This window comes from Micromonospora sp. NPDC047762 (assembly GCF_043204655.1).
GTDB lineage: Bacteria > Actinomycetota > Actinomycetes > Mycobacteriales > Micromonosporaceae > Micromonospora.
The window spans coordinates 428,165-440,272 of sequence record NZ_JBIDCQ010000002.1; the positions used below are offsets into that span (position 1 = coordinate 428,165).

Annotated in this window: 10 protein-coding genes; 8 read left to right on the plus strand and 2 right to left on the minus strand. The window is 70.7% G+C overall.

The features are described 5' to 3' along the window. Window positions 1-52: 52 nt before the first annotated feature. Complete coding sequence (locus tag ACGF3C_RS07535) at window positions 53-1,387, minus strand: TrkH family potassium uptake protein (protein ID WP_393219770.1); 1,335 nt, start codon at window positions 1,385-1,387, stop codon at window positions 53-55. 139 nt (window positions 1,388-1,526) lie between these two features. Here ACGF3C_RS07535 and ACGF3C_RS07540 point away from each other — a divergent pair, with 139 nt between their 5' ends. The 8 genes from ACGF3C_RS07540 (at window position 1,527) to ACGF3C_RS07575 (ending at window position 11,403) form a co-directional block, all read left to right on the plus strand. After that, a complete protein-coding gene (locus tag ACGF3C_RS07540) occupies window positions 1,527-2,648 on the plus strand; it encodes a glycerophosphodiester phosphodiesterase (RefSeq protein WP_393219773.1) in 1,122 nt (373 codons plus the stop codon). Between the two features lie 582 nt (window positions 2,649-3,230). Beyond that, window positions 3,231-4,430 (plus strand): substrate-binding domain-containing protein, encoded by a 1,200-nt coding sequence (locus tag ACGF3C_RS07545; protein WP_112699098.1) that lies wholly within the window; start codon window positions 3,231-3,233, stop codon window positions 4,428-4,430. A 2-nt stretch (window positions 4,431-4,432) separates the two neighbouring features. Further along, complete coding sequence (locus tag ACGF3C_RS07550) at window positions 4,433-5,176, plus strand: ABC transporter ATP-binding protein (RefSeq protein ID WP_357229837.1); 744 nt, start codon at window positions 4,433-4,435, stop codon at window positions 5,174-5,176. Between the two features lie 58 nt (window positions 5,177-5,234). Beyond that, window positions 5,235-5,960, plus strand: a complete 726-nt coding sequence (locus tag ACGF3C_RS07555; protein WP_357229835.1) for an ABC transporter ATP-binding protein — start codon at window positions 5,235-5,237, stop codon at window positions 5,958-5,960. Beyond that, window positions 5,960-6,850, plus strand: a complete 891-nt coding sequence (locus ACGF3C_RS07560; protein ID WP_091402581.1) for a branched-chain amino acid ABC transporter permease — start codon at window positions 5,960-5,962, stop codon at window positions 6,848-6,850. Before ACGF3C_RS07555 ends, ACGF3C_RS07560 begins: the two co-directional genes overlap by 1 nt. Continuing rightward, window positions 6,847-7,950, plus strand: coding sequence for a branched-chain amino acid ABC transporter permease (locus ACGF3C_RS07565; protein WP_357229833.1), 1,104 nt, complete (start codon window positions 6,847-6,849; stop codon window positions 7,948-7,950). Before ACGF3C_RS07560 ends, ACGF3C_RS07565 begins: the two co-directional genes overlap by 4 nt. A 113-nt stretch (window positions 7,951-8,063) precedes the next feature. Next, window positions 8,064-10,187 (plus strand): DEAD/DEAH box helicase, encoded by a 2,124-nt coding sequence (locus tag ACGF3C_RS07570; RefSeq protein ID WP_393219780.1) that lies wholly within the window; start codon window positions 8,064-8,066, stop codon window positions 10,185-10,187. A 289-nt stretch (window positions 10,188-10,476) separates the two neighbouring features. Then, on the plus strand, window positions 10,477-11,403 hold the full coding sequence (locus ACGF3C_RS07575) for a hypothetical protein (RefSeq protein WP_393219784.1): 927 nt from the start codon (window positions 10,477-10,479) through the stop codon (window positions 11,401-11,403). Window positions 11,404-11,526: 123 nt separating this feature from the next. Here the strand turns inward: ACGF3C_RS07575 and ACGF3C_RS07580 are convergent, their stop codons facing one another. Continuing rightward, window positions 11,527-11,943, minus strand: a complete 417-nt coding sequence (locus ACGF3C_RS07580) for a helix-turn-helix domain-containing protein (protein ID WP_210785506.1) — start codon at window positions 11,941-11,943, stop codon at window positions 11,527-11,529. Window positions 11,944-12,108 lie beyond the last annotated feature (165 nt).

The window sequence follows — 12,108 nt, forward strand, 5'->3', positions numbered from 1 at the left end:
TCCAATGGCGTGTCTCCGGTGTGCGGGCCGGCCGACACCTCCGGAACACGTCCTAGCCGACAATGGGTTGCTCCTGGGGATAGCGGTAGAGCCGGCGTCGGGTGTTCAGGGCGATCGCCGACCCCAGGGTGAGCGTCCCGACGCGGCCGATGAACATCAGCACGGTCAGCGCCAGTTGGCCGCCGGGCGGCAGTTCGGCGGCCAGACCGATGGTCAGACCGGTGGTGCTGAACGCCGAGGTGATCTCGAACAGGGCCGCGACGAAGCGGACGCCCTCGGTGAACAGCAGCAACAACATGGTTCCGGCCATCACCAACGCGACGCTGAGCAGCGCCACGGTGATCGCCTGCCGCTGGCTCGCGGTGGCCACCCGCCGGTGCCCGATCGTCACGTCGGGCTCACCGCGCAGCTCCGCCCAGATGGTGAACGCCAGCAGGAAGAACGTGGAGACCTTGATGCCCCCGGCCGTGCTGGCGCTGCCGCCGCCGATGAACATCAGCACGATCAGCAGGGGATAGCTCTCCTCCTGGAGAGCGGTGATGTCCAGGACGCTGAAGCCGCCGGTGCGGCTCAGCGCGATCTGGGTGAACGACGCGAGGACCTTCCCGGGTACGTCGTACTGGCCGATCGTGCTCGTGTTGGTCCATTCGGCGGCGAGCAGGCCACCGAAGCCGAGCAGCAGCAGCACCGCGCTGCCCCAGATGGTCAACTTCGTCGCCACCGCCCAGCGGGTCGGCTGCCGCCATTCGCGGACCGCCTCGAAGAGGGCGGGAAACCCGAGACCGCCGATGATCGCGCCGATCGCCAGGGGCAGCGACACCCACGGATCACGGCTGAAGGCCAGCAGGCCATCGGTGTAGAGCGCGAAGCCACCGTTGTTGAACGCCTGCACGGCGTGGAAGACGCCCGACCAGAGAGCCTCGGAGAACGGGTAGTCGTAGGTCAGCCAGAGTCGACCGGCGACCAGCACTGTCATCACCGCCTCGCAGGCGAAGACGGTCAGCGCGATCCGGCGGAGCAGCCGACCCACGTCACCGAGGCCGAACTCCGCCGTCTCGGCCTGCACCAGCAACCGGTTGCGCAGTCCGAGCTGACTGGAAACCACCAGGATGACCAACGCGGCGACGGTGAGGATGCCGAGGCCGCCGAGCTGAGTGAGCAGGGTGATCACCAGCAGGCCCCAGCCGGACCAGTAGTTCGGCGTGTCGGTGATCGCCATGCCGGTGACCGACACGGCCGAGGTGGCGGTGAAGAGCGCCGTGACCACTGGTGGGCGTACGTGTTCGGCGGTCGCCCAGCGCGCCATGAGCAACCCGGTACCGAGCAGGATCGGCACCAGGAACGCGAACGGCACCAGCCGCACGGGATTGCGGAAGAACCGGTGCACCAGACAATCTTCCTGTCCGCCCGCGTCCCCGGAGTGGGAACGGGCATTCCGGAGATTCATCTGCCGGCCAGCCATCGACCAACTCCTGGCAAATCACGGGCGGTCTGCTTACCCGGACCATCGATGACAGGAGACGGCGTTGCGACGTACCCTCTCGACCCTCGGCGTGGCCAGCGCTCTGCTCGCCGCCGCCGTGGCACTGCCGACAATGGCCGCGGCCGAACCAACGGCCGACGCGAACCGCTCCCGGGCCAACGACCGACCAATAGTGATCGGTCACCGTGGCGCCAGCGGCTACCGGCCGGAGCACACGCTGGAGGCGTACCGGTTGGCGATCCGGATGGGTGCCGACTACATCGAGCCGGACCTGGTCTCCACCTCCGACGGCGTGCTGGTCGCCCGGCACGAGAACGAGATCTCCGGCACCACCGACGTGTCGACCCGCCCGGAGTTCGCGGCCCGTAGGACGACGAAGACCATCGACGGTGTCGCGGTGGCCGGGTGGTTCACCGAGGACTTCACCCTCGCCGAGCTGAAGACGCTGCGGGCCAAGGAGCGACTGCCGCAGGTACGCGTGGCGAACACCGCCTTCGACGGCCGCTTCGAGGTGCCCACCCTCCAGGAAGTCATCGACCTGGCCCGGACCGAGGGGCGGGCACGGGGCCGCACCATCGGCATCTACCCGGAGACCAAGCACCCGAGCTACTTCGCGTCGATCAAGCTGCCGTTGGAGGAGCCGCTGCTGCGGGTGCTGCGGCAGAACAAGCTGGACCGGAAGAACTCGCCGGTCTTCATCCAGTCGTTCGAGACGGCCAACCTGCGACGCCTGAGCCGACTCACCGACGTGAAGCTGGTCCAACTGCTCGACGCGACCGGCCGCCCGTACGACTTCACCGTCGCCGGCGACGCCCGCACCTACCAGGATCTGGTCACGCCGGCCGGGCTGAAGTGGATCGCCGGGTACGCCGACGGCATCGGAGCGAACAAGAACCTGATCGTTCCCCGGAACGCTGCCGGCGCCCTGCTCGCCCCCACCAACGTCGTACGCGACGCGCACCGGGAGCGCCTGCTCGTGCACTCCTGGACGTTCCGGGCCGAGAACCAGTTCCTCCCGGCGGACTTCCGGATCGGCGCCGACCCGAACGCGCGCGGCGACATCACCGCCGAGTACGAGCTCTTCCTCGGCTTGGGCCTCGACGGGGTCTTCAGCGACCACCCGGACACCGCAGTCGCCGCCCTGGCCGGCCGCGCCGCGCGCTGACCCACTCCGCGCCCCCTGGGAGTCCCCGCCGAGCTGACCTCGGCCCGGAGCTGATCCGCTCCGAGTCGACGACCGGGCCGACACGCCCGGCCCACGCGCTGGCCCGTCGTCCGCCACCCGGACGACGGGCCAGCCCTGTGCCCGCCCGCCTGAAGGGGCCCCCGGGGTGCGGGCATCACGCGTGGAGAAGGGGCTCCTGGTCGGTCACCGTAGGTGGAGCGAGAAGATCGCGCCGATCATGCGGTTTCGGTTGTCGACATGGGTGGAATGCGGCTTGTGTCGGGACAGGAAGTGCAAGATCGCGGAGCAGGGGCAGCGCGGTGCGGGGCGGTGCGGTGCGGCGCGGTGCGGCTGACCGAACCGGGGCGAATGGCGCGGGGCGACACACGGTTCGGTTGGTCCGTGGGGGTTCGGGCCATCGAGGGCATGAGCTCCCGGCTGGTAATGCGGCCCGTTGTAACCTCCGGCCACCTCAATCCTGTTACTTGTGTGTTTCCGCCACATAGCTCGTGGGTGACGTCACTTCTAGCGTGAGCCGTCACGAAGAAGTTCTCTCCCTCTGAGTCCTCATGTGGAGTCGCAATGACGGTCCGGACGACGCGGCGGGCGTTCCTCTCCGCCGCCACGATGATGGCCGCGGCGCTGGCCGCCACGGCCTGTGGCAGCCCGCAGGACACCGCCACCGGCGGCGGCGACAGTGCCGCACCGGTCAAGGTCGGCCTGGTGTACTCCCAGTCGGGAGCCCTGGCCAGTTACGGAAAGCAGTACATCGAGGGGTTCAAGGCGGGGCTGGACTTCGCCACCCAGGGCACCGGCAAGGTCGGTGACCGGAAGATCGAGCTGACCGAGGTCGACGACGCCGGCGATCCGGCCAAGGCGGTCTCCGCGGCGAAGGACCTGATCGGCAAGGGCACGAAGATCATCGCCGGCTCCACCGCCTCCGGTGTGGCGCTCCAGGTGGCGCCGATCGCGGCGCAGAACAAGGTGCTGTTCATCTCCGGTCCGGCCGCCACGGACGCGGTGACCGGCGCGAACAAGTACACCTTCCGCTCCGGTCGGCAGTCGTACCAGGACGTGGTGACCGCCAAGTCGTTCATCGGCGACCCCACCGGCAAGAAGGTGGTGGTCTTCGCCCAGGACGGCGCGTTCGGTGACGCCAACGAGGCCGCCGTCAAGGCTGTCATCGGCAGCGCGGGCGCGACGGTGAGCAGCGTCCGGGCCCCGGCCAGTGCCACCGAGTTCACCCCGTTCGCCAGTCAGATCAAGGCCGCCAAGCCGGACCTGCTCTTCGTGGCGTGGGCGGGCACGACCGCCCCGGCCATGTGGCAGACCCTCGACCAACAGGGCGTCCTCTCGTCCACCACTGTCGTCACCGGCCTGGACATCCGCGCCTCGTGGCCGACCTTCGGTGCCGCCGGCGCGAAGATCTCCTTCCTGTCGCACTACTTCGACGGTGCCAGCGACACCGAGGCCAGCAAGGCGCTGAAGGCAAAGGTCAACACCATCGACCTGTTCCACCCGGACGGCTTCGCCGCCGCGCAGATGGTGGTCCGCGCCGCGCAGGAGGGTGGGGACGACGTCGACAAGATGGTCACCGCTCTGGAGGGCTGGAGCTTCGACGGGGTCAAGGGCAAGATGACCATCCGGGCCGCCGACCACGCGCTGCTCCAGCCGATGTTCCAGGCCAAGCTGACCGGCAGTGGCACCGCGTTCACGGCGACCGCGCAGAAGAGCCTCACCGGTGACGAGACCGCGCCGCCGGCCGTGGCCATGAAGGGCTGACCATGCTCGCCACCCGCGGTCTGACCTGGCGGATCGGTGAGGTCGCCATCGTCGACAGCGTCTACCTCGACCTGGCGCCCGGGGAGTTCCTGGGCGTCATCGGGCCGAACGGCGCCGGTAAGACCTCACTGTTCAACCTGATCACCGGCCTGCGCCGGGCCACTGAGGGCCGGGTCGTCCTGGACGGGCAGGACATCGGGGAGCTCCCGCCGCACCGGCGGGCCCGCCTCGGTCTGGGCCGTACCTTCCAGGCGTCCTCGGTCTTCGGCTCGCTGAGCGTGCGGGAGAACGTCCGGCTCGCCGTACAGGCGCACCGCGGGGGCTCAATGGCGTTGTGGCGGCGGGCGGCGGCCGACCGGGAGGTCGCCGTCGCCGCCGACGCGGCGCTCGACCGGGTCGGCCTCGCCCACCGGGGTACGGCCCTCGCCGGCACCCTGGCCCACGGCGAGAAGCGCAAGCTGGAGATCGCCCTGCTGCTCGCCGGTGAACCGCGGGTGATGCTGCTGGACGAGCCGATGGCCGGGGTCAGCGCCGAGGACGTGCCGGAGCTGGTCGCCGTCATCAAGTCGTTGACCGGCGACAGCGGCCGGGCGGTGCTGATGGTCGAACACCACATGGACGTCATCCTGGAACTGGCCGACCGCATCGCCGTCATGCACCACGGTGCGCTGCTGGCCTGCGACACCCCGGAGACGGTGATGGCCAACCCCACAGTGCAAGAGGCCTATCTGGGGGAGTCGCTGTGAGCGCGAGGAGTGAGCCGGGTTTGCGAGCCCCGCAGTCGCGAACGGAGGCATCTCAGTGATGGAACCGATCCTCAGTGTGGAGGACCTGTCGGTCCGGATCTCCGGGCTGCACATCCTCCAGGGGGTGTCCTTCACTGTCGCCCCGACCGGCGTGACAGTGCTGCTCGGTCGCAACGGCGTCGGCAAGACCACCACGCTGCGCGCGATCGTCGGCCTCACCCCGCCGGCCGGGGAGGTCCGCGGCACCATCCGGATGGGCGCGCAGAGTCTGCTGGCCCGGCCGACGCACCGGCTGGTCCGCGGTGGGCTCGGCTACGTGCCCGAGGACCGCTGCGTGTTCGCCGGGCTCACCGTCGCGGAGAACCTGCGGCTCGCCGAGCGGCGCGGCACCACCCCGGCGTACGACAAGGTCTTCGCGCTCTTTCCGGAGCTGGACCGACGCGGACGGCAACGGGCCGGTTCGCTGTCCGGCGGGCAGCAGCAGATGCTCGCCATCGGTCGGGTGCTGCTCAACGACAACCGGCTGCTGCTCGTCGACGAGCCGACCAAGGGGTTGGCGCCGAAGGTGGTGACCGAGGTGGCCGAGGTGTTGGAACGGGTCGCGGAGTCGGTGCCGGTGCTGCTGGTCGAGCAGAACCTCGCCGTCGTACGCCGACTGGCCCGCGACGCGGTCGTGCTGGCCGCCGGCAAGGTGGCCTGGACCGGCGACGCCCACGAGTTGCTGTTGGAGACCGCGTTGACGAAGTCACTGCTCGGTGTCGGCTCGGCGGAGGTGTCGCACTGATGGGCACCGTGATTCTGTTGGCGCTGACCGGGCTCGGGCTGGCGGCGCTGTACTTCCTAGTCGCGTCCGGCCTGTCCCTGGTCTTCGGCCTGGCCGACGTGCTCAACTTCGCGCACGGGCTGTTCCTCGGCGTCGGCGCGTACGGCACCTGGTGGGCGGCGGGCAACCTGCCGGGCGCCGGCCCGGACGGGTTCGGCTTCGTGTTCGCTGTGGCCTTCGGGGTGGCCGCCGGCACGCTGGTCGCGATCCTGGTCGAGCTGGTGCTGATCCGCCCGCTGTACTCCCGCACCATCGAGCAGGTGCTGGTCACCGTCGGGCTGTCGCTGGCCGGGGTGGCGCTGCTCCAGGCCACCTGGGGTGCGGACGCCCGTCCGTTCCCGCGTCCGGACTGGACCCGGCAGGTGACCGGGATCTTCGGCGCGCAGGTGCCCAACGGTGGCCTGCTGCTGATCATCGCGGCGGTGCTGGTGCTCGGCGCGATCCTGGCGTTCCTGCGGTGGACCCGGTACGGCCTGGTGATCCGGGCCGGCGTGGAGAACCGGGAGATGGTGACCGCGCTGGGCATCGACGTCCGCAAGGCGTTCACGCTGGTCTTCGCGATCGGTGGGGCGGCCGCGGCGCTCGCCGGCGCGCTCGGCGGGGTCTACTTCGGCACCGTCTCGCCCGGGCAGGGCGGCTCGCTGCTGATCTTCGCGTTCATCGTGGTGGTGATCGGCGGGATGGGCTCGGTCGTCGGCTCCGCGTACGCGGCGGTCGTGGTCGGGCTGGTGCAGCAGTTCGTCAACTACTACGGCACGTCCGGGCTGGGCGACATCTGCGTGGTCGGGCTGCTGGCCGTGGTGCTGCTGCTGCGCCCGCAGGGCATCGCCGGAAAGGTGGCAACGGCATGACGGTGATCGACGCTCCTCCCGCGCAGGTGCCCGACGAGTTGACCCCGCAGCGGGGGCGGTGGCACCGGGTGCGCCCGTTCCTGCCGCTGGTAGCGCTTGTCGTGCTGGCGATCCTGCCGTACTCGACGATCTCCCTACCGGGGATCTTCGAGGGGCCGGTCAACTCACCCGGCACCCTGCAGATTCTCGCCATCTGCCTGATCTTCGGCGGGCTGGCGGCCGGGTACGACCTGCTCTTCGGCCGGACCGGGATGCTCTCCTTCGGGCACGCGCTGTACTTCGCCGCCGGTGTCTACGGCACCGACATCCTGGTCACCAGGGCCGGTCTGCCGCTGTGGCAGGCGGCGCTGCTGACCATCACCGGCGGCACCATCCTCGCCGCGCTGCTCGGCGCTGTGGCGCTGCGTACCGTGGGCATCGCGTTCGCCATGGTCACGCTGGCCTTCGCCCAGGTGGGCGCGATCCTGGTGGCCCGGGACTTCGGCGGGCTCACCGGTGGCGAGGAGGGCCTGCCGCTGGACGTGTCAGGGCTGCCCGCCGGGCTGGTCGGGGTGACGAACACTGTCAACCTGTACTGGTTGGCGCTGGCGTACCTGACGCTGGTGGTCTTCGTGGTGCACCGGGTGAGCGGCTCACCGACCGGTCGGGTGCTCGCCGGGCTGCGTGACGACGAGCGGCGGATCGGCGTGCTCGGGTTGGACCCGTACCGCTACAAGCTGGTGGCGTTCACCTTGGCCGGCGGGTTGGCGTCGGCGGGCGGGGTGGTCTACGTCCTGATCGTCGGCGGCGCGTCGCCGCACATCACGTCCTCCGAGCTGACCCTGTCGCTGCTGGTCATGGTGGTGCTCGGCGGGCCGGGCACCCGGTGGGGTCCGGTGCTCGGTGGTGTCCTCTACATGTACCTGGACCACCGGCTCACCGCCTTCGGCACGAGCGACGCGGTGGACAACCTGCCGGCCGTCCTCAGCCGTCCGCTGAGCCAGCCGCTGTTCGTCCTGGGCACTGTCTTCATTTTGGCCGTCTACTTCTTCCCAGGCGGCCTGACCAGTCTGGCCCCCCGCCTGTCCCACCTGACCCGAGCCCTCCGCCCCCGCCGATAACCCCGGGCTGATCTACCCGTTGATCAAGAGGTTTGCGTCAGATTCCGACCGGATGGTGACGCAAACCTCTTGATCAACAGGGGTATGACGGACGGCGCTGGTAGAAATGCCGGGTGAAGACAGCAGAGCGGGCAGCGGTACGCGAGCGGGCCGAGGCGGTGCTGCGCCGGCTGGCCGGCGACCACGCCCGGCTGCGCGAGGATCAGTGGCGCGCCATCGAGGCGCTGGTCGTCGACCGGCGGCGGGTGCTCTGCGTCCAGCGCACCGGTTGGGGCAAGTCGGCTGTCTACTTCGTGGCCACCGCCCTGCTGCGGGAGCGGGGGGAGCACGGCCCGACAGTCATCGTCTCGCCGCTGCTGGCGTTGATGCGCAACCAGGTCGAGGCCGCCGCGCGGGCCGGCATCCGGGCCCGCACGATCAACTCGGCGAACCTCGACGAGTGGGACGAGATCACCGCCGAGATCCAGACCGGCGCTGTGGACGTGCTGCTGATCAGCCCGGAACGCCTCAACAACCCGGATTTCCGCGACGGCGTCCTGCCGAAGTTGGCCGCCACCACCGGCCTGCTGGTGGTCGACGAGGCGCACTGCGTCTCCGACTGGGGGCACGACTTCCGGCCGGACTACCGGCGGCTGCGGACGTTCCTCGCCGAGCTGCCCGAACGCACCCCCGTGCTGGCAACCACCGCCACCGCCAATGCCCGGGTCACCCAGGACGTCGCCGAGCAGCTGGGCGACGCCCTCATCCTGCGCGGCACCCTGGACCGCGAGTCGCTGCGCCTCGGGGTGCTCGACCTGCCCAGCCCGGCGCACCGGCTGGCCTGGCTCGCCGACCACCTGGACCAGCTGCCCGGCTCGGGCATCGTCTACACGCTGACAGTGGCCGCAGCCGGGGAGACCGCCGAGTTCCTGCGCTCCCGGGGCTACCCGGTCGCCTCGTACAGCGGGCAGTCCGACGACGCCGACCGGCGCGCCGCCGAACAGGACCTGCTCGACAACAAGATCAAGGCGTTGGTCGCCACCAGCGCCCTCGGCATGGGCTTCGACAAGCCTGACCTGGGCTTCGTCGTCCACCTCGGCGCGCCACCCTCGCCGATCGCGTACTACCAGCAGGTCGGCCGCGCGGGCCGCGCCGTCGAGCACGCCGAGGTGCTGCTGCTGCCCGGCGTCGAGGACGCAGCGATCTGGCGTTACTTCGCCTCGCTGGCGTTCCCGCCGGAGCAGCAGGTCCGGGCCGTGCTGGCCGCCCTGCACACCGACCGCCCGCTCTCCACGCAGGCCCTCGAACCCCTCGTCGACCTGCGCCGGGCCCGGCTGGAGCTGATGCTCAAGGTGCTCGACGTGGACGGCGCGGTCCGCCGGGTGCGCGGTGGTTGGCTCGCCACCGGCGAGCCGTGGATCTACGACGAGGCCCGGTTGCGCCGCGTCGCCGAGGCGCGCACCGTCGAGCAACAGGCCATGCGGGAGTACGCGACGACGTCCGACTGCCGGATGCGGTATCTACGGGAACGCCTGGACGACACCGAGGCGGTCGACTGCGGCCGATGCGACAGGTGCGCCGACCCACTCTTCGCCGCAGACGTGTCGACAGCAGCGCTCGCCGCCGCGCAGACCTTCCTGGGTCGACCCGGCGTGGAGATCGCTCCGAAGAAGCTCTGGCCGACCGGGCTCGACGCGGTGGGCGTACCCCTCAAGGGCCGGATCGCCCCCGCGGAGCAGGCGCTGCCGGGCCGGGCCGTCGGGCGCCTCTCCGACCTGGGCTGGGGCAGCCGGTTGCGTGCCCTCGTCGGCCCGGAAGCGCCGGACGCGCCGGTGCCCGACGATGTCGCCGGCGCGGTCGTGGAGGTGCTGAAAGCGTGGGCGCACGGCGACAACCCGTGGCCTCGTCGGCCGGTGGCGGTGGTCGCTGTCGGTTCCCGGCGGCGGCCCCGGCTGCTCGGCTCGCTGGCCGAGCGGATCGCCACAGTGGGCCGGCTTCCGCTGCTCGGCGAGGTCACCGCAGCCGGCCCCGACGGCCCGGCCGGGCCGCGCGGCAACAGCGCCCAACGGGTACGCGCGCTGCACGACGCCTTCACCGTGCCGGCCGACCTGGCCGACGCCCTGGCCGAGCTGGACGGCCCGGTGCTGCTCGTCGACGATCTGATCGACTCGGGCTGGACGATGACGCTGGTGGCCCGGGCCCTGCGTCGGGCCGGCGCGACCGACGTGCTTCCGCTCGCCCTCGCCGTGGCCGGCTGACCCGCTGCCCGCACGTCGGTTTCCCTCGGCGATGTTCGGGTCTGCGCTGCGGTCCGTGCCTGTTCGGGGCGTTGCCCGGCGCTGCGGCGCGATCTGCGCCGGTCGGGGTGGGAAAGTTCCCGGGCGGTGTCGAGTGCGACGGTCGCCACGCTGTCCGGGCGTCGGCCTGACCCGGCCGGGCGCGACGGTACCGTGGTCGGCATGACCGACCAGCAGCCCTTCACCCGTGCGCGGACCATTGCGGGCAGGATCGCTGGCGGCGAGGCCGGTCAGGCGCTGGGCGTCGGTCGTGGCTGACCAGGGCCCCGTCGAGCCGGACCGGAGCACCCTCCGGCTGGCGCTGGTGGTCGGCGGGCTGGTGCTGGCGGTGCTGCTCGGCTTCGGCCTCGGCCGGCTGAACGCCAACGGCGCTGTCACCGGCAGCCCGTCGTTGGCCGCCGAGCACACCGACCCACCGGGCGTCGCGCCGCACAACCACGGCAGTGTCACGGCCACCGATCAGGGCGCGGCCGTCGAGCCGGGCGGTCTGGCGGTCAGCTCGGCCGGGTTCACCCTGGTGCCTCTGGCCACCGAGTTCGTGGCGGGTCGCCCGGGTCAGCTCCGCTTCCAGGTGCGCGACGCGCAGCGCCGGCCGATCAGCCGGTTCGCCATCGTGCACGACAAGCCGATGCACCTCATCGTCGTCCGGCGGGACCTGACCGGTTATCAGCACCTGCACCCGACCATGGCGGCGGACGGCACCTGGTCGGTGCCGTTGACCCTCGCGCAGCCCGGCCTCTGGCGCGCGTACGCCGATTTCACGGTGGTCACCGACAACGGCGCGCAGACCGCTGTGACCCTCGGCGCGGACCTGGTGGCCCCCGGCGACTACCGACCCCGTCCACTGCCGGGGCCGGCCACATCGACGACCGTGGACGGCTTCACCGTCGGCTACCAGGGCACCGCGCAGGCCGGGGCGACAGTGCCGCTGACCTTCCGGGTGGATGGTGCTGGTGGCGCAACCCAGTTGGAGCGGTACCTCGGGGCGTACGGGCACCTGGTGGCGTTGCGCGAGGGCGACCTCGGCTATCTGCACGTGCACCCGGAGGCCGAGTTGGTGGACGGTCAGATCAAGTTCTGGTTGACCACCCCTGGTGCGGGCCGCTACCGCCTCTACCTCGACTTCCAGGTGAACGCGGAAGTCCGAACGGCCGAGTTCACCCTGACCGTCCCCTAGCCCGGCTCCCCGACCACTGTCCCGTTGATCATGAAGTTATTGCCCTTCGCCTCGGCGTGTCGTGGCAATAACTTCATGATCAACGGCATCAAGGGGCGAGGCCCGGGGCCGGGGCGGGGCGGGTCAGCTGGCTCGGCGGATGGGGCGGCGGGCCAGGTAGCGGAGCAGGTCGCGGATGTGGTGCTTCTCCTCGGCGGGGACCGTGGGGTCGGCCAGCCGGTCCAGGATGGCCCGGACGTCGGCCTCGACCGGGCCGTCGTCGTGGCGTCGGCGAGGAGCGGGCCCGGCGTCGGGCAGGCCGAGCGCGCGGAACGCGGCAGCGACCGGCAGATCCAGCGCGGCGCAGAAGCCGCGCACCTTGGCCAACTCGGGATAGTCCTGCCAGTCGCCGGCCAGCCAGCGGAAGACGGTGGAGCGGCCCACGCCCGTGTGCGAGGCAAGATCAGTCACGGTCCAGCCACGTTCGTCGCGAGCGTCATCGATGGCGCGCCGGACGAAGCGAGCAAAGGCCATCTGCGGTGATACGTCGGCTGATCCCATCCCTGCGTGTCTTCCCCCCTGCCGGAGCACCGGGACGATGCGCCTTCCGAGGGTAGTACGCGAGAAGCCGGAAACAATTGACTGACCGCACAAACTGTCCCGTGGGCGAGACTTTTCTCTGGAAGCGTGTGTGCAGAACGAAAATTGCATCGAGCGATCTTCATC